18 protein-coding genes are annotated in these 18,416 nt (G+C 45.4%); 6 read left to right on the plus strand and 12 right to left on the minus strand.

The genetic code is table 11. The features are described 5' to 3' along the window. Positions 1-19 precede the first annotated feature (19 nt). The 4 genes from IDJ77_RS18720 to rpmA all read left to right on the plus strand — a co-directional run bounded on the left by IDJ77_RS18720 (position 20) and on the right by rpmA (position 2,861). Positions 20-1,393: a dicarboxylate/amino acid:cation symporter gene (locus IDJ77_RS18720; protein WP_191190519.1), complete on the plus strand. Its 1,374-nt coding sequence runs from the start codon at positions 20-22 to the stop codon at positions 1,391-1,393. 65 nt (positions 1,394-1,458) lie between these two features. Beyond that, positions 1,459-1,959: a hypothetical protein gene (locus IDJ77_RS18725; protein WP_191190520.1), complete on the plus strand. Its 501-nt coding sequence runs from the start codon at positions 1,459-1,461 to the stop codon at positions 1,957-1,959. 114 nt (positions 1,960-2,073) lie between these two features. Further along, on the plus strand, positions 2,074-2,382 hold the full coding sequence (gene rplU / locus IDJ77_RS18730; protein WP_128535000.1) for a 50S ribosomal protein L21: 309 nt from the start codon (positions 2,074-2,076) through the stop codon (positions 2,380-2,382). 44 nt (positions 2,383-2,426) lie between these two features. Next, entirely contained in the window at positions 2,427-2,861 is a 435-nt protein-coding gene (gene rpmA / locus IDJ77_RS18735; protein WP_191190521.1) for a 50S ribosomal protein L27, read from the plus strand. Positions 2,862-2,961: 100 nt separating this feature from the next. Here rpmA and IDJ77_RS18740 read toward each other — a convergent pair whose 3' ends face one another. From IDJ77_RS18740 to pbpC, 11 genes are all read right to left on the minus strand, one after another. Then, complete coding sequence (locus IDJ77_RS18740; protein ID WP_191190522.1) at positions 2,962-3,651, minus strand: VIT1/CCC1 transporter family protein; 690 nt, start codon at positions 3,649-3,651, stop codon at positions 2,962-2,964. Between the two features lie 335 nt (positions 3,652-3,986). Continuing rightward, positions 3,987-4,406, minus strand: a complete 420-nt coding sequence (locus IDJ77_RS18745; RefSeq protein ID WP_191190523.1) for an energy transducer TonB — start codon at positions 4,404-4,406, stop codon at positions 3,987-3,989. Next, the gene (locus tag IDJ77_RS18750) at positions 4,399-6,000 is read right to left on the minus strand and encodes a M1 family metallopeptidase (protein WP_191190524.1); all 1,602 of its coding nucleotides are present in this window, start codon (positions 5,998-6,000) and stop codon (positions 4,399-4,401) included. Before IDJ77_RS18750 ends, IDJ77_RS18745 begins: the two co-directional genes overlap by 8 nt. 177 nt (positions 6,001-6,177) lie before the next feature. After that, a complete protein-coding gene (locus IDJ77_RS18755; RefSeq protein ID WP_191190525.1) occupies positions 6,178-6,594 on the minus strand; it encodes an energy transducer TonB in 417 nt (138 codons plus the stop codon). 71 nt (positions 6,595-6,665) lie between these two features. Beyond that, on the minus strand, positions 6,666-7,085 hold the full coding sequence (locus IDJ77_RS18760) for an energy transducer TonB (RefSeq protein WP_191190526.1): 420 nt from the start codon (positions 7,083-7,085) through the stop codon (positions 6,666-6,668). A gap of 12 nt (positions 7,086-7,097) precedes the next feature. Then, complete coding sequence (locus IDJ77_RS18765) at positions 7,098-8,072, minus strand: polyprenyl synthetase family protein (protein ID WP_191190527.1); 975 nt, start codon at positions 8,070-8,072, stop codon at positions 7,098-7,100. A gap of 71 nt (positions 8,073-8,143) precedes the next feature. After that, entirely contained in the window at positions 8,144-10,285 is a 2,142-nt protein-coding gene (gene rnr, locus IDJ77_RS18770) for a ribonuclease R (protein ID WP_191190528.1), read from the minus strand. A 345-nt stretch (positions 10,286-10,630) separates the two neighbouring features. Continuing rightward, complete coding sequence (locus IDJ77_RS18775) at positions 10,631-12,031, minus strand: DUF4932 domain-containing protein (RefSeq protein WP_191190529.1); 1,401 nt, start codon at positions 12,029-12,031, stop codon at positions 10,631-10,633. 266 nt (positions 12,032-12,297) lie between these two features. After that, complete coding sequence (locus tag IDJ77_RS18780; RefSeq protein ID WP_191190530.1) at positions 12,298-13,026, minus strand: hypothetical protein; 729 nt, start codon at positions 13,024-13,026, stop codon at positions 12,298-12,300. A gap of 205 nt (positions 13,027-13,231) precedes the next feature. Next, positions 13,232-13,939: a 3'-5' exonuclease gene (locus IDJ77_RS18785; protein ID WP_191190531.1), complete on the minus strand. Its 708-nt coding sequence runs from the start codon at positions 13,937-13,939 to the stop codon at positions 13,232-13,234. 160 nt (positions 13,940-14,099) lie between these two features. Next, complete coding sequence (pbpC, locus tag IDJ77_RS18790) at positions 14,100-16,496, minus strand: penicillin-binding protein 1C (protein ID WP_191190532.1); 2,397 nt, start codon at positions 16,494-16,496, stop codon at positions 14,100-14,102. A gap of 98 nt (positions 16,497-16,594) precedes the next feature. Between pbpC and IDJ77_RS18795 the strand changes: the two genes are divergently transcribed. After that, entirely contained in the window at positions 16,595-17,308 is a 714-nt protein-coding gene (locus tag IDJ77_RS18795) for a tRNA1(Val) (adenine(37)-N6)-methyltransferase (RefSeq protein ID WP_224751160.1), read from the plus strand. Between the two features lie 27 nt (positions 17,309-17,335). Then, complete coding sequence (locus IDJ77_RS18800; protein WP_191190533.1) at positions 17,336-17,830, plus strand: metallophosphoesterase family protein; 495 nt, start codon at positions 17,336-17,338, stop codon at positions 17,828-17,830. A 54-nt stretch (positions 17,831-17,884) separates the two neighbouring features. Here the strand turns inward: IDJ77_RS18800 and rnhA are convergent, their stop codons facing one another. Beyond that, on the minus strand, positions 17,885-18,349 hold the full coding sequence (gene rnhA / locus IDJ77_RS18805) for a ribonuclease HI (protein ID WP_191190534.1): 465 nt from the start codon (positions 18,347-18,349) through the stop codon (positions 17,885-17,887). Between the last annotated feature and the right edge of the window lie 67 nt (positions 18,350-18,416).

Genomic DNA, 18,416 nt, shown 5'->3' on the forward strand with positions numbered 1-18,416 from the left:
CGGCACTGATCGTAACCAAATGCAAAAAAACAAACTCACCCTGTATATTTTTATAGCGCTTGTGCTGGGTGTTATAGCCGGCTATATATACAATGCTACGGTAATAAACGCCATTAACACAAAAATGAGCGCTGCCGAAGCACAGATAAAAACCATAGACCTGCAAATAGCAGCCGCCAAAGATACCACAACCGCCGATTTTAAGGCACTGAAAACACAACGCACAGCCCAGGCAAAAGTTCGCAAGGAAAGTGACACCGCACGCGAGGATAAGCTGGTTGGGTTTACCGTGCTGAGCGACATATTCCTGAGGCTTATAAAAATGATAGTAGCGCCGCTTGTATTTACCACGCTGGTGGTAGGGGTAGCCAAGGTAGGCGATATTAAATCGGTAGGGCGTATTGGCGGTAAAACGCTGCTTTGGTTTTTAAGCGCTACGCTGGTATCATTGCTTTTGGGTATGGTATTGGTTAACTTTTTTAAGCCTGGCGAAGCCATGCATTTGCCATTACCAGATGCCAACCTGAGCACAGGGATCCAAAAAACGGCGCTTTCGCTGCGCGATTTTATCGGCCACGTTTTCCCGAAGAGTTTTGTAGAGGCGATGGCCAATAACGAGATATTGCAGATCGTGGTATTCTCTCTTTTTTTCGGCGTAGCAACCGCTGCCATTGGCGAACCGGGCCTTATTGTGATAAAAGCTTTAGACGCTATTGCCCATGTAATACTAAAAATAACCGGCTACGTAATGCAACTGGCACCGTTGGCTGTATTTGGTGCGATAACCGCAATTATTGCCAAACAGGGTTTGGGCATCTTATCCACCTACGCCATATTTATTGGTGAGTTTTATTTTTCGCTGCTGGTGTTATGGACGGTTATTGTACTGGCGGGTTTCGCCGTATTGCAAAAACGTGCGTTTAATTTGGTAGCGAGGATAAAAGATGCCATGCTCATTGCCTTCAGCACCTCTACCAGCGAAGCAGCCTATCCGAAAGTGTTATTAGAATTAGAGCGTTTTGGCTGCAATAACAAGATCGTGAGCTTTGTACTGCCGCTGGGTTATTCCTTTAACCTTGATGGCTCGATGATGTATATGACCTTTGCGTCTTTATTCCTGGCGCAATCGTACGGGATCCATCTTGGCTTCAGTCAGCAGCTATCTATGCTGTTGGTGTTGATGCTTACCAGTAAAGGTATTGCAGGTGTTCCTCGTGCGTCGCTGGTGGTTATTGCGGGTACGATCTCGTTGTTTAATATTCCCGAGGCCGGCCTGGCCTTATTAATAGGCATAGACCCGTTGTTGGATATGGGTCGTTCTGCTACAAATGTGTTAGGCAACGCCATGGCAACAGCCGTAGTAAGCAAATGGGAAGGCGAACTAAAAGATTAGATTTGTGTGTGGATTATTGAAAATAAAATATCGAATTTTGCGGCCTTAATCTTTTATTGATATTCATGAGCGCTCTTAAGTCGAAAAAAACATTTCTTATCCTAAGTATTATTGTGCCTTTTTTACTGTACTGCTTTTATTACTACGGCATGATGGTGAAGAACGCTCCTTATAAATTCTCGGAATTTCAGTCGATGCAGTTCGAGTTTGGTTATAAGGATAGCCTGCTGAATAAATACGACTCGAAAACCGGTAATTACCAATACATCAACCGCAAGGATTCGGTAGTGAAAATGAAGATGCGCTTAACTAACGATGACCTGCTGTACCTGCACCGTAAAGCTGCCGACCTTGGTTACTGGGATTTTCCGGCGAATGAAACGGTTGAAGGCAGCAAAAGCCGTGCGCCGCGTTACATCATCACCTTTAATTATAAGCGCAAAACCAAACGCGTGGTATTTGATGCCGACTATACCGGACCCGAAAAATTGGTGGATGCCAACCAGCGGTTGATAAAAGAGATACAGAGCAGGCTGGGCGATGCCGAGCAGCGGTTGAAAAAATAATGAATACGAATTTCACGAATGGGGCGAATTTCACGAATTTGTTTTCGCTATTGCTTTTTATGAGTATAAGCACTATATTTGCACCTCAAAATTTAAAACAATAATTAATCAACAATGTACGCAATAGTAAGTATAGCCGGGCAACAATTTAAAGTTGCGAAAGACCAGCAGATCTTTGTACACCGTTTACAAGGGGATGAAGGCGCTAATATTGAATTTGACAATGTGTTGTTAGCAGAGAACGAAGGTAGCTTCAAATTAGGTTCAGACCTGGCAGGCGCTAAAGTATCAGCTAAGATCGTGTCTCATTTAAAAGGTGATAAAGTAATTATCTTCAAAAAGAAAAGAAGAAAAGGTTACCAGAAGAAAAATGGCCACCGCCAGCAATTTACCAAGATAGAGATCACCGGTATCACATTATAATTAAATTTTAACCGGGGTTTATATCCCACAAAAGAAATTAAGAAATGGCACACAAAAAAGGGGCCGGTAGTTCAAGAAACGGCCGCGAATCACATAGCAAGCGTTTAGGTATCAAAATTTTTGGTGGCCAGCCTGCAATTGCTGGTAACATCATCGTTCGTCAGCGTGGTACCAAACACAATCCGGGTTTAAACGTAGGTATCGGTAAAGATCATACCTTGTTCGCTTTAACCGCAGGGCACGTAGTATTTAAAAAGAAAGCAGATAACCGTTCATACGTTTCTGTTATTCCTTTTGAAGTTGCTCCTGTAGCTGAAGATGCAGCACCTGCACCTGCTGTTAAAGCAGAAGCTAAAGCTGTAGAAGTTGCTGCACCTGTTGCAGAAGTTGAAGTTGCTGAAGAAGCACCTAAAGCTAAAAAAGCACCTAAAGCTAAAAAAGAAGACGCTACTGAAGCTGAAGAAGCAGCAGCTGAGTAATTCTTAAGAAGCTCTCAATATTTAAAAAGCCCTGTATCATTTGATGCAGGGCTTTTTTTGTGGGATTACTTTTGAACTCCATCAGGACAGGGAAACAGCGCTAAATGATCTGCGTGCCAAAAAAATACCCTATCAAGGCAGTTGTAGCCATTGCTATTGTTCCCCAGAAACCAATCCTCAGCATACTTTTAAATATAGGCGCTCCGCCCGCCCGGGCAGCGATGGTTCCGAGCACAACCAGAAAGATAATTGAAAAAGCGTATTGATAGTAGATCATGTTTTTTATCGGGGCGAAAACGGCTACCACTAAGGGAAGCAATGCACCGCAAATAAATGAGGCAAAAGAATAAGCAGCGGCTTGCAAAGGCCTGGCAGCAGTTATTTCAGTTATACCCAGTTCGTCCCTTAAATGTGTTTCCAGCGCGTTATGGCTGGTAAGCTCAACGGCAACTTGTCGGGCCAATTCATCAGAGAGCCCCCTTTTTCTATAAATATCAGTAAGTTCTTCGAGCTCCTCATCGGGTATAGTCTCCAATTCTTCTTTTTCTCTTTTTATATCTGCCAGTTCTGTATCAGACTGGGAACTTACGGAAATATACTCGCCTGCTGCCATAGACATTGCCCCGGCTATTAACCCGGATAAGGCGGCCAGCACAATAGCCTGATGTGTGGCCGTTGCTGCGGAAACACCGATAACCAGGCTGGTAGTAGACAGGATGCCGTCGTTAGCGCCTAATACGCCTGCGCGTAGCCAGCCCACCCGGCTGATGTAATGTTTTTCGAGTAGCATGATCTTATTAAATATATAAAGGAGCGTTGCGCGTGCAAAGATACCACACGATAGCGCTTCATTTAAAATGCAAAGTTACTTGGCAAACGCCCAACTGCCATGATCATCATCACAGCTATCAATGCGCTACCTCAATATTTGCATAAAAGCAAACCGAACGTGGTAAGCTTTTAAATGACTGATAGCCGAATATTTCCCCGGTATGTATAACAATGCCAATAAAGCCGGGTGGCTTTTCGTTGATCACGTAATAGAGTGAATGACGGGCTTGTTGGTGAGAACACCAACAAGGGCACGAATATTTATTGTTATTTAGCTTTATATTTATATGACGGCTATTTGCCAGTTAGATTGAAATTGAGTGGGATAGCAAAAAGAGTGCGCACAGGCTGCCCTTTGATGGTTCCTGGTATCCAATGAGGCGACTCCCGGATAACCCGGACTGCCTCGGCATCTATCTCTGGCGATACTTTTTTAACTACCCGGATATTTGTTAGCGAGCCATCTTTTTCAACCGTGAATACCAAAATAATTCTTCCCTGAACATTCTTTTTTCTTGCTACCATCGGGTAAACAATGGCTTTGGTAAGATAATCAACGAAAGCTTTTTCGCCTCCCTTAAATTCAGGAAGTACGTCGACCGAAGAGTGCGCGGTGGTATCACCAGATGTTTGCTGGTTGTTTACCTGTGCGTTTACTGATAGTCCGCAAAACAGCAATGCTGCGATAAAAAACGCTTTTATGAACTTACTCATATATCACCTTCTTAAAATACCAGCCATCCGCATCCACAACTGGCATAGTTTTGCTGGTGATGCTTGTGCCTTTGGCATCAACTACCATGCGTTGGGTACCTGCATCGGTGGTAATATCCAGTGGCAGCGGCATGCTGATGTTATCCAGTTTTACCAGGTATTTGTTATCGCCGCGTGCGGGGATGACGCTGATTTGTAATTTATCAATGGTGCGCAGATACATATCAAACAAAGGCTTCAAACTTTTGCCGTAAGCCGCGCTGAAATATTGCTCTACGTCATCGGTATTGTTGAGGTTGATGTAGGTATGTTTTGGGTCGGTTGCGAAGCCCTTTAAAGTTGGGAAGAAGAGGCTATCGCCCATTACGTAATTGATAGTATGCATAAAGAATGCGCCTTTGCTATAGATGTCGCCGTTGTAGGCCGATTCTTCGTCGATATCCTTACCCAGTACAATAGGCTGCTTGTTTTGGATGCCTTTTACCGATTTTTGGAACAGCTTAATGTATGCCGGCTTGCCTGCAAATTCCAATGTGAAAAGTGCATCGGCATAGCTGCCGATACCTTCGTGGATCCAGTAGTCGGCCCAGTCGATAGCGGTTACTTTATTGCCCCACCATTCGTGCCCGAATTCGTGGTGCAGCAGCCAATCGTAATCCTGGCTGCCAACGCGTACATATTTGAATTTGTTGCCATAAGCCACCATACTTTGGTGCTCCATACCTAAATGCGGTGTTTCTACAAGTCCAACCTTTTCTTTTGCCCAGGGGTATTCGCCAAAATACTTTTCCTTTTCGTGGATGGTCACCTCAAACATATCCATCAGCTTATTGGCTTTATCAGCATGTTCTTTTAAAACATAGAACTGGATAGGAACGGTGTTGCCTGCAATACTTTTGTACGTGCGCTGCACCAGCTTATAATCGCCCACGTTGAACAGGATGCTGTAATTATTGATGCTATAGTTAGTTTTCCAGTGGAAGGTGGCTTTATCGCCTTTTTTGGTGGTTTTAATCAATAAGCCCGGGCCTGCAACTACCAGATCCTTGGGGACGGTGATGATCAGATCGGCACCCTCGTTCGGCTCGTCGGACGGGTGATCTTTACAAGGATAATACACCTTGCCGCCGGTACCTTCGGCAGTAATGGCCAGCCATTGGTGACCGGTAGAATCCTTTGTAAAAGTAAACCCGTCATCCCATGGCGGGCGCACGGCAATGTGCGGTTTACCACCGTAAACCACCTTTACGCTGGCTTTACCGGCCGCGAGTTCTTTCACCGTGTTGATGGTGATCATGTTGTTTTTATATGTAAACGGCTCTTTTTTGCCATTCACCAGCACCGCGCTTACTTTAAGCGAATCCAGCAAATCGAATAACAGTATATGCGTTGGTTTAGCTGTGATGATATCGATGGTAGTATACCCATCAATCGTTTTCTGTTCGAAGTTTACATCCAGCGCGATGGTATAATGCCGCACATCCATATTGGCCTGTTCGGGTTTTAATTTGCCGCCGGAGGTGGTTTTGTTTTGGGCAGAGGCTGTGGTGGCGATAGTCATCGCCATCAAAAAGGCATATAGATTTCTTTTCATTTAAAGCTGAATAGGATAGGCAAGTTAAGCATTACCTTAATAGGTTTCAATGCTTGCCTTTTAAACTTTTGCCGGGTATCCAGCGCGGGCTGTTTTTTACCACCCTTAAAGCTTGTGCATCGTATTTTGTCGAAAGGGGATCATCACTGTGGATAACATTGTGATTAAGCTGCTCGTTTATTCCTCAGACGCAAGGCAGATAAACATAGAGATGGAAAATTTTGTCCGAACTAAATAGCCGTTCTGAATACCCGGACGCCACTTGGGAGATCGTTGAATTGCCTTAACAAACTCCTTACCGGTTGCAGAGTCCCAGTTGCGTAATATTTTGATGTGAGATATCGTGCCGTCCTTCTCCACTACAAATGACGCTATAAACCTACCCTCTGTATTATGGCCAACGCCGTCGGGTGGCACATATCTTACATTTTTCATGAGGTATTTATTAAACGCAACCTCATCATTGCCGAATTGCGGCTGCTGTTCTACAGCTGTGTAAACAATGGTGTCCTTAACGTTTATTTTAGGCTGCTTTGGTTGTGCATTAGCTACTGCAACTATGATGAGTACTGTAAACGTCAATAAGGCTTTCATTTGCTTAAAGATAGGGAAAATACTGAAATGTTACTTCCTCGGTCTAAAGCAATAGCTTTAGCGCTATTTTATTAAAGGCGAAAGCCGATAGGTACCGAAAATTGCACGCGTACCGGCTTTCCGCCCTGCGTGCCGGGAACCCAAGGCGGTAAAATGCTCATCAGGCGTAGGGCTTCCTGATCTAATTCGGGTGAAACGCTTCTTATAACCCTTAGGTCCGATAACGTGCCATCTTTTTCTACTACAAAAGTGAGGATAACGGTTCCCTGTATTTTATCGATGCGGGCTTGCTTTGGGTATTTCAGGTTTTTGTTGAGGAATTTAGCAAACTTTTCGTTACCGCCCTTAAATTCTGGGATGGTTTCAACCCGCATAAAAATCTTACTGGTATCTTTAGGTAGTTTTGTGGTATCGGTTGTTTGAGCCACCACCCTTATTGAAAAAGTAGAGGTGATCGTAAAAAGAAGGCCTAAACGTACTAATAGTTTCATACCCTAAATATACTAATATTCCCTCACCAGCAAGCCGTCGGCAAAATCGCGGAGGTATTGTTTGCTGTCTTCGGGCAGGCTGATCTGCTCCAGCGCTTTAAAGGCTTTTTCGGCATAGGCCTGCATTTCGTCTTCGGCGTATTGGCGCACGTTTGCTTTGTTATAAATTTCGGTAACGGCGGCTACTTTTTCGGCAGCGTCAAACTGGGTAAATGTTATCCAGCGCTGCAGCTCTTCGGCATCGGTGCCTTCAACCAATTGCAGAGCCTTTATCAGCAGGTAAGTTTTTTTGTTGGAGATGATGTCGCCGCCAACCTGTTTGCCAAATTTTTGCGGATCGCCGTAAACATCCAGTATATCATCCTGTAACTGGAAAGCGATGCCAAGGTTCACGCCAAATTCGGATAGCAGATCTGCATCCTTATTGTCTGCTTCACCGATAAGGGCGCCTATCTTTAAGGCACCGCCCAGCACCACGGCCGTTTTAAGGCGGATCATGTTGATGTATTCCCCGATGCTGATATTGTTGCTGGTCTCAAAGGTCATGTCCAGCTGCTGGCCTTCGCAAACGCCAACAGCAGTTTCGTTAAATATGTCCAATACACGGCGCAGGATGTTATCGCGCACTTGCATCATCAGCTTGTAGCCTTCAATCAGCATCACATCGCCGCTAAGGATGGCCACGTTCTGGTTCCATTTTTCATGCACGGTGGCACGGCCGCGGCGGATGGGGGCGTTATCCATAATATCGTCATGCATCAGCGTGAAGTTATGGAACACCTCGATGGCCAGGGCAGGGGGAAGGGCCGCTTCCACATCGCCGCCAAACAGGTCGCATGCCATCAGTAACAGGGCCGGGCGCATGCGCTTGCCGCCTATTGACAAAATATAACTTATAGGCTCGTACAGTTCGGCAGGGTATGCCGGGTATTTCAATTGTTCTACCGAGGTTGCAATAAGTGCTTGCAGGTCTTCGAGTTTTCTCATTTAAGGTGAATGGTGAGTGGTGAATGGTGAGCGGTGAGTTTTAGAACTATTCACCATTTACCACTCACTGATTAGTTTGTTACTAAGGAAAAATCTATCTGTTTTTTGGTCAAATCTACCGTTTTTACGCGGATGCTCACTTCATCGCCAAGTTGGTAAATTTTCTTTTTACGCTGGCCGATGATAGCGTAGTTCTTCTCATCCAGGGTATAAAAATCATCGCTGATATCGCGCAGGCGGATCATGCCCTCGCATTTGTTCTCGATGATCTCCACGTACATACCCCACTCGGTAACACCCGAGATGATGCCGGTAAACACGTTGCCCACCTGGTCTTTCAGGTATTCGGCCTGTTTGTATTTAACTGACGAGCGTTCGGCATCTGCCGCCTTTTTCTCCATCTGCGAGCTGTGCTTGCACAGTTCCTCGTAATGCTCGCCGTTTACGCTTTGGCCGCCATTTAAATAGTGGAATAATATGCGATGCACCATCACATCCGGGTAACGGCGGATAGGCGAGGTAAAGTGGGTATAATGATCAAACGCCAAACCGTAGTGGCTTGATGTTTTGGTGGTATAAATAGCCTTAGCCATCGATCGGATGGCCAGATGGGTAAGCACATTCTGCTCTTTTTTGCCTTCCACATCCTCCATTAAAAAATTGAGGGATTTGGCGGTTTCCTTATCGCTTTTGGTGTTTATCTTATATCCAAACCGTGCTGCAAACTGCGCAAAATTCGCCAGCGCATCGGGTTTTGGGGAATCGTGCGCACGATAAACAAAGGTGTATTTATGTTTGCCTTTGCCCATTTTACTTATGTATTCGGCCACTTTTTTATTAGCCAAAAGCATAAAGTCTTCTATCAGCTTATGAGCGTCTTTGCGTTCTTTTACGTAAACGCCGGTTGGCTTGCCGGTTTCATCCAGTTTGAATTTTACCTCTGTAGTTTCAAAACTGATAGCGCCATTTTTAAACTTGCGGTCGCGCAGTTTGTAGGCGAGGGCGTTTAGTTGTTCAATCTCTTCCACATAATCGCCGGTTTTGGTTTCTATAACGTCCTGCACTTCCTCGTAGGTAAAGCGCCGGTCGCTATGGATCACGGTTTTACCAAACCATTGCTCAATAATGTTGGCATCGGCATCCATCTCAAAAACAGCAGCAAAACATAATTTATCTTCTTTTGGACGAAGCGAGCAGAGCCCGTTCGACAGTCTTTCCGGCAGCATCGGGATCACCCTGTCTACCAGGTAAACAGAAGTTCCGCGTTCATAAGCCTCTTTATCCAGGGCCGAATCGGGGATGATGTAATGCGATACATCTGCAATGTGCACACCAACTTCGTAATTGCCGTTATCCAGCTTTTTGTAGGAGATGGCATCATCAAAGTCCTTGGCATCAAATGGGTCGATAGTGATGGTGAGCGTTTTACGGAAATCCTTGCGTTTGGCAATTTCATCTGCTGAGATCTCCGCCGGAATTTCTTCGGCATCTTTCTCCACCTCGGCAGGGAAGGAGAGCGGGAAACCGTACTCGGCCAGGATGGCGTTCATCTCGGTATCGTTCTCACCCTGGTTACCCAGTACGTGCTTGATACGGCCTATCGGGTTTTTAGCACCGGCGGGCCAGTCGGTAATTTCGGCAACGGCTTTTATTCCGTTTTTAGCACCGTTCAGATCGCTGATGGGGATAAAAATATCGTGCATCATCTTGCGGTCGTCGGGGATGAAGAAGGCAAAACGCTCGGAGAGTTTTACAATACCGGTGAACTCCATTTTGTTGCGCTGCAATATTTCTATCACTTCGCCTTCCTGGCGTTTGCCCTTGCTGATAGCGTATACGTAAACCTTTACCCGGTCGCCGTTGAGGGCGTTACGCAGTTTGCGGGGAGCCACAAAAATATCGGTTTCGGATGGGTCGTCGGTAACGATGAAAGCAGAGCCGTCGTTGGTTAGGTCAACTTTTCCTTCCACAAAGGTTTTTAGCTCCAGTAACTGGAACTTGCCCGGAGAGATCTCCTTTAAAACGCCTTTAAAGGCTTCGTCTTTTAATACATCAAATATCACGTCGCGGGCATCCGGGTCGCGCACGTTTAGCTTGGCCGAAACCTGTTTATGATTAAGCGGCGTATTGCCGTTCTGTTCGAATATGTCCAGCACCATTTGCGTAAGCACCTGGTTGATGGATGAATTGCCTTTTTTTTTCTTTTTAGACATAGGTAGTAACTAATGCGCTAAGATACGGAAAGAACTGTTAAGGAGGATTAACGATTTTATTTGAAAACTGTATGGATAGGTAGACCCAGAAGCGCTTGATAAACTGGAGAAGCCGGAGGGGAGCTGGATACGGCTATCCGATCTATTATTGTGCATGTGGAGGAAGAGGCGAAGGGGAGTAGATTCTTTTACGATATAGCACCCATTCAGGCGTCCACGCCCGAATGCTGGAAACTTAAGCGTCCACGCTTAAGTTCATCGGCCTTGTGGTAAAGTAAGCGTGGACCGCTTACAAATTTAAACAGTCAGGCGTAGACTCCTGACTGGGCGGGTAGTTGCTTTTTACTATTTCATTTCAGCCTTGCTCCAGGTTAATATAGCCTTGTACAGATCGGCTACAGGGGTTTGCGGCTGTTGCTTATGCATTGCCATCAACGTTTGATTAAACTCCTTAAACTTGCTAAACTTCCGCTTGTTCACCATCAGGTCTTCGCGCAAGCCTATTACCACGTCGGCGGTGGCTTTATCGTAAGTGTCCATTACCCAGAGGCAAAATACGGCATGCGTCATGTATTCATTAAAAACGGCCATACTGCTGTTGTAGCTTTTTACTTCGTTTGCCCAAAATACCCGGTTTTTGAAAACACTGTCGATAGGCAAGCGGTACTTGTTTGATACCGGGTTTACGTAATTATGGTCTATCTCCGTAAACACTATGCCGCTCATCAGGCCTTCCTTTTGCTTCTCCGTCCAGGTAGGTTTTTCGTATCGGTCGGTAGCGCAAACAAACATAACGCTTTCGTTAAAGCTGCCGTTTTTTGTTTCGCTGGAGTAGTTTTGCGTGCTGTGCGAGCCGCCAATAAGTGGCGAAAACACCACTTTATAAGATTTGTAAGTCCGCTTAGGGAATTGTTCCTCCATCCAGGTCCACATACTTTTTATGGGCATCAGCTGCGCTTCACGGCTTATCTTTTCGGTATAAAAGGGCTGGTTCTGTTTATAAAATTCCCTGAATTTGGATTTCAGCGCGAAGTCCTCCGCAAGCGGAAGCAGCCTGGTGAACAGGTCAGTTTTATCCTCATCGCCGAATACATAGTAGTATGGGCCGGTGTTCACTATTTTGTTTTTTGCAAAGTGGTACATAAAGCTATTCTCGCGAAAGCCATAATAGTTTTCGTAAAAAACGCTGTCGGCAAAATCCAGTTGCTTAAAAATCGGGTGATTAAGGTATGGCTTAAAGTAAGCCATCATCTTTTCGTAATAGGAACCCTGCTTCCACAGATCGGTGGCACGCTGACCGGACGGCGACAGTGTCCAGATGACGTTAGCCAGTTCGTATACCTCGGGGATCTCAAATTGCACCTTCCCGGTATTTTTGGCAATATAGTCGCCTGGAAAGGCGGCCGTTACACCGTTGAAGCGAAATTCTAAAACGCCTTGTTTGCCTTTTGGCATAGCAAACGTTACATATAGTTTTTGCGCGTTGGGCGCGCTGGTATAAGGCATTACTATCGAATCCTTTCCGTAATAAATGGTACCCACCATACCCAGCGCGCCATCCGTGCCGATGTTAACCGTATCGCCGGCGCGTAAAATTTTCGGGTATTTGTCCGGGTAAAAATTCCATTTTAAGTAAACGGTATCCGAAGGTGTGCTTACTACTTTAGGATAACTCTTCATAACATCCTGTGCAAAGGATGCGGCCGAACAGCTGATAAGCATTAAAAGCGCATAAAAGTATCTCATCGGGAGCAGGTTTAGATGTAAAGGCTAATTTATTTAATTGACGCGAAAAAGCAAAGAGATCGAAAGAAGAATAAACGAAAATCGTTTCAAATTGGTATCCTTATAACGGGCGAAGAAGAGCTGGATACTCGCCCGTTCAGTCGTCCACGCTTGAATGTTGAAAACTTAAGCGTCCACGCTTAAGTTCATTGGGCTCACCCGATACCTTCTGATCAGTTGTGCAGCAGCTTGAATCCCTTGTTCCGCCAATTTTGAACGATTCAATTTTAATCGGGAAAACACTGCGGCCCTACAGCACCGCCGCCATATTGCAATACTATCCTTTTCTTGTAAAAAATATACTCACAGCCATTATTGTAATGTTTGATTTGCGCTGCTGTCAGATCATCGCTGAAAAGTAAATATGAATATTTGCCCATACCGCTTCTCGCAAAGCCAATATTTGCTTTTTGCCCATTTTCAATTGAAATGCAATTGGCATTGGCAAGCAGTTTTTTTATCGTTATCAATGTCTCATTGTTCCAGTTAAGCATGACCAGCATTTGGTTAAGCTTTTCAGAATTAAGCTCTAAGTTCCATTCTTGGGTAACAGTTGTCATGTTATTTTTTAGAAGAGCTATTTTTAAGTCTATAGTTTCTTTAGTACTTACAATTTTATTTTCCGGATTAAATTCTATAGAGACAGTGTAATTTGGGGGAACCAGCTTGTTATATTGAGTTTTTAAAGCGTCGACATTTTCATAATTCGAATCAATGTTTTTGATCAATTCTTTCCTACTGCTCTTAGGCATCGAGAACATAAATAGTAAAAATTCTTTTGACCTAACATCGCTCGAATTATAAGCTTCAAGAAATTCTACCTTTTTATTTTCAGGCAGGTCTTTTAGAATAGCCTTAACCAGAGAGTCTTTGTTTATAGATTTATTAAATACCTGGCCTGAGGCTGTAATAATTGATAACAGGCATACAAAAGTTAATATGGAGATTTTTTTCATGACGGGGCGGACTGTATAGTGTCCCACTATGTTATTTAAATTTTTTTCTTGCTTTTGTATAAGTTTGTTATAATAAATAAATTACAAAGGCTACTTAAACAACATGGGTGTCCCAAAGTGTTTCATATATTTTGCTTAAAATATTGATAATCAAAACTATGGAAAAACAAGGTGTCCCACATTCAAAAGTGGGACACCTTGTTTTTTATGCCACAATTGTAATACAATCCTCCGCTATCAAATTCTCACCGCGATACCGCCTTATCAATTGCGCCGTGGCTATCACATCTTTTTGGCAATAAGTGCAAATACGCGGGAGGTCGTCTTCTACCCAGTAAACGTGGCCCACCTGGCTGCCGTCGATATCATCTTTAGAAGTGGGGATATCAAAGATGGCGGTGAGCAGGTTTAAGGAGGTGTAGTTTTTATAATCGCCGAATTTCCACAGTTCCATGGTATCCAGGTGGTTTATTTCCCAGGGCTTTTTTCCGGCTATCTGTAAATGCGGCGGAAAGGGTACCCCGTTGATCAGCATCCGGCGGCAGATGTACGGGAAATCAAATTCCTTGCCGTTATGAGCGCACAGGATAATGCTGGGCGGTTGGCTGCTCAGCATTTTGCTGAAATCTATCAACAATTCTTTTTCCTCGTGCCCGGCAAAGGATTTTACACGGAGACCTGTCTTCTTCCCGTTTAAAAAGATCCCAACGGAGATACAAACGATCTTACCAAACTCCGCCCAGATGCCCGCGCGTTCGTAAAAATTTTCAGCCGTTTCTTCTTTACGCTGATATTGGGTTTTGGCTTCCCAAAGCTCCTGCAAATGTTCGGGCACTTCGTTATGCGTGGGGTATTGCGGTACGGTTTCTATATCCAAAACCATCAGGTTACCCAGGTCGTATTGTTCAAGCATTTGTTCGTAGTATTTGAATTAAATTAGTCTGTTTAGCCTCACCTAAATCCTCTCCAAAGGAGTGGACTTGAATAGCAAATCCAATATTTAGCCCTTCTCCTTGGGAGAAGGGTTGGGATGAGGCTATGCGGTAAGTTTGCGAACACATGTTAAATTTAGGTTATTTATTCTTATCCAATACCTCAAAATTTATACTGATGGTATTGCCCGAGCCATCTACCAGCGTCAGTTTGTGTTTCCCTGGGGATGGATTGAGCGCCATTTGATGAAAAGTGCTGGTTTCGCCCACGTATTGATCGTCCAGGTGCCAGAAGATCTTGATGCCGGGCTGCCGGTGCGCCGCATTGAACACTACGCGCCCGCGTTTGCCGTCGGCCTCAAGCGGTACGTATATTTTGGCGTTCTCTTTGGGATAAATAAGCTCCATCGGGTTACCATAATCGGCCTCGCCGCAGCCGGGTTTAAACGGCGGCAGCACATGGTACTGGTAGTTTTTGGTTTTGTAATAATACTCCATAGATGGCGGCAGCATAAACCAGCTTTTATTAACAATGTTCTCCGGCAGCTCGCAGTTACCGGTAACCTGGTAGTGTTCATCGGGCGAGAGGTGCACCAACCGATGCCATGGGCAGGCGGCAGCCTTCAAGCCTGTTTTGGGTACAAATTGTTCCACAGTATTGGTGCAATATTGCCCTGCGCGGTAGCCGCTTTCCTTACATACACTTATTTTGGCCATTTCGCCCATAGGCATGGCAAACCAATCGCGCGCGGCAGGCAGCAGGCGGAAGATCTCGAAAAGGGCCGGGGCTGCGGTGTTGATACCTGTTAAGCCCGGTCGGCCTTCGCCATCGGTATTGCCCACCCAAACGCCTACCACGTATTTGGGCGTAACGCCAATGGCCCAACCATCGCGAAAGCCAAAGCTGGTGCCTGTTTTCCAGGCGATACGCTGGGTGGAACTGAACTGCTGCCAAAGCATTTCCTCGCCGGGGCGCATTACTTCTTCCATAGCCTGCAGGGTGTAATACAGCGAACCCGCATCAAGTAGCCCATTTTTTTCTAACGAGGGTTCTTCTTTCGGAGCTAATGTATAAACCGGGTGATGATAATCGGCAGCATCGTACTTACCCTTATATTTATTATAATGATTAAGCACCCGGGCCATACCTGCATAGATCCCGGTGAGCTCCCAAAGTGTATTTTCGCCGCCGCCTAAGATGAGGGAGAGGCCGTAATGATCGGCGGGTTGTTTGAGGGTGGTAACGCCGGCCTTTTTCATTATATCATAAAAGCGTTCGTACTTATATTGCTGCAGCATCTTTACAGCGGGTATGTTTAGCGAACGGGATAAAGCGTTGGATGCGGGCACCGCGCCATCATAGCTCAGGTCGAAATTCTCAGGGTGATAGCCCGCTATTTGGGTAGGCACATCGGGGATCAGGCTATTGGGCAGTATCAACCCATCGTGCATCATAGATGCATACAACAGCGGTTTTAGTGTACTCCCAGGGCTTCGCGGAGCGCCAACTACATCTACATCGCTTTCCATCTCCGGGTCGTCGCGGTGTGCGATATTGCCGGCGTATGTGAGGGTGGCGCCGGTCTCGACATCTAATACTACCGCAGCAATGTTATTGATATCGTTTGCCTTTAATACCTGGTGATGCTGCTCTAAAATATCCGCTACCTGTTGCTGCAGGGTGGTTTTTATAGTAGAGGTGATGCGGGTGAGGGCCTGCTGTTTATTTTTATAATCTGCTTTAAAGCGCTGCAGCAGGTGTGGTGCCATTTGGGGCAGGGGCACCGGTTTTTCGGGTACGGGTTCAAATGCGGCAAGTTTGGCGGTGGTGCTATCGATAATGCCTTGTTTATACAGCCTGTTGAGCAGCAAATTGCGTTTTTTGAGCAGAATGAGCCTGTTTTTACCCGGATGCACCAGCGACGGCGAATTTGGCAATACCGCCAGCGCGGCCATTTCGCCCCAGGAGAGTTTATCGGGTCCGCGACCAAAATACCGCCACGACGCGGCATCCAACCCGATCACGTTACTGCCAAAGGGGGCGTTACTGGCGTACATGGCCAATATCTCTTTTTTACTATAACCCAGTTCCAGCCGCAGGGCCATAAAAATTTCGCCTATCTTATTAAGGATGGTTCGTTTGTGCCGGGTGGAGAGGCGCATCACCTGCATGGTAAGCGTACTACCTCCGCTGGAAACCCTGCCGGCTCGGATATTCTGGCGGATAGCGCGCCCAAAAGCCAATGCATCAAAACCGGGATGATGCTCAAAGCGCTTGTCCTCAAAGGCGATAATGCATTGTTTGAATTTTTCGGGAACACTATCGTTATAAGGGAAGCGCCATTGTCCGTCGGCTGCTATGGAAGCACCAAGCAATTGCCCGGCGTCGTCATCAATTACAAACGAAGTGGGGCTGTTAAACAGGGGACGGGGAAGGCAAAGCGCAAACCAGGTGCTTAAAGCCAGTAAAATGGCTGTTATTATAATTACTTTTGGCTTTTTAAATTGATTTTTGAAGTATTGCAGGCGTGGTTGCATTAAATGCAGGGCGTTTAAAATCCAGCCTGAAAATAGGGAAATAATCAATAATTTACACTGAAACGCGGGATTTAAATTGCGCGCTATCATCATATAAATTGGCAGATATATTCAATTTTAAGCAGTTTGCTGTAAACCAGGCCGGTTGCGCCATGAAGGTAAATACCGATGGCGTATTGCTTGGCGCTTTAGCCAACGCGTCTGCGCCGAAAACTATTTTGGATATCGGCACAGGCACAGGAGTTATTGCATTAATGTTGGCGCAGAGGTTTCAAAATGCCATTATCGATGCTGTTGAAATAGATGAAGCGGCGGCTAACACGGCTGAAGAGAATTTTAAAAGATCAAAATTCGCCAACCGGCTCCAACTGTTTTCATTAGGTTTTGACGCGTACTTTGAAACGAATCCGGAAAAAAAATACGACCTCATCGTATCCAACCCGCCGTTCTTTTTAAACTCGCTCACCTCACCCGGCGCGAAGAAGAGTTTGGCAAGGCACACAGACGGTGCTTTTTTTGAACGATTGATAAAAAGCGTATCAAACCATTTAGCAACCGATGGCGTGTGCGCAATGATATTGCCGCTGGAAACAGCCGATTTGGTGAAAGAATTAGCAATAGCGAATGGACTATACCTGCAGGGTGCGGTTAATATCAAGTCTTTTGTTGATGCGCCGCCAAACAGGCAAATTGTAACTTTTGGCAGGCAAGCAGTTACGCATGCAGGCAAGGAACTTGTAATTTATAATGAACCAAAAGTATATTCATCGGCGTACCAAAATACTTTGAAGGAGTTCTTAACCATCTTCTGAGAATAAATCCGAAATCGAAAATCCCAAATGAAAAGAATAGGCTTAATATCAGATACCCACAGCTACCTTGATGATGCCGTGTTTAAGCATTTTGATGCCTGCGACGAGATCTGGCACGTGGGCGATTTTGGCAATATTGAGCTTGTGAACCAACTCGCAGCTTTTAAACCGTTAAAGGGTGTTTATGGAAATATTGATGGTGCGGATATCCGCCAGGTTTATCCCGAACATCTCCGCTTTAAGTGCGAAGCGGTTGATGTATGGATGACGCACATAGGCGGTTACCCGGATAAGTATAGCCCCGCAGTGCGGAAGGATATTTATTTAAACCCGCCGATGTTGTTCATCAGCGGGCATTCGCATATCCTCAAAGCTATTTACGATAAAAAGATCAATTGCCTGCACCTCAACCCTGGTGCTGCCGGCAAGCAAGGCTGGCAAAAAGTGCGCACACTAATGAGGTTCAGTATTACCGAAGATAAGATCCACGGGCTGGATGTGATTGAGCTGGGCAGTAAATAGTTAATGGTTAATAGTTCATAGAAAAAGAGGCTGCTATGAACCATGAGCTAACAACTATGATCTATTCGCTGCTTCCGCTTCAAAAACAGAATCGATCAGTAAATCCCTTTGTTTCCCGGCTGCTACGGCAAGTACGTCGCAGCGTTCGTTCTCGGGGTGGCCGTTGTGGCCTCGTACCCATACAAATTTTATTTGGTGCATTTTGCTGATCGTAAGGTACTTCAGCCAAAGGTCTTTATTCTTTTTGCCTGCAAAACCTTTGGCAACCCATCCCTGCAGCCAGCGTTTCTCAATAGAATCGATAACATATTTACTGTCGGAATAAATGGTGACCTGCTGGTTTGGGGATTTGATAGCTTCCAGTCCGCTGATAACGGCAAGCAGCTCCATGCGGTTGTTGGTAGTTTTACGAAAGCCTGCTGAAAGTTCTTTATAATGCTGTCCCGAGCGCAATATCACGCCATAACCACCTGGCCCCGGGTTCCCGCTCGATGCACCGTCTGTGTAAATTTCAATCATAGTTCATGGTTGATGGTTCATAGATCATAGTTAAAATGAGTATACCATGCACCTGTCAAGCCTCAAA

The organism is Mucilaginibacter pankratovii (assembly GCF_014773265.1).
GTDB classification, from domain to species: Bacteria; Bacteroidota; Bacteroidia; order Sphingobacteriales; family Sphingobacteriaceae; genus Mucilaginibacter; species Mucilaginibacter pankratovii.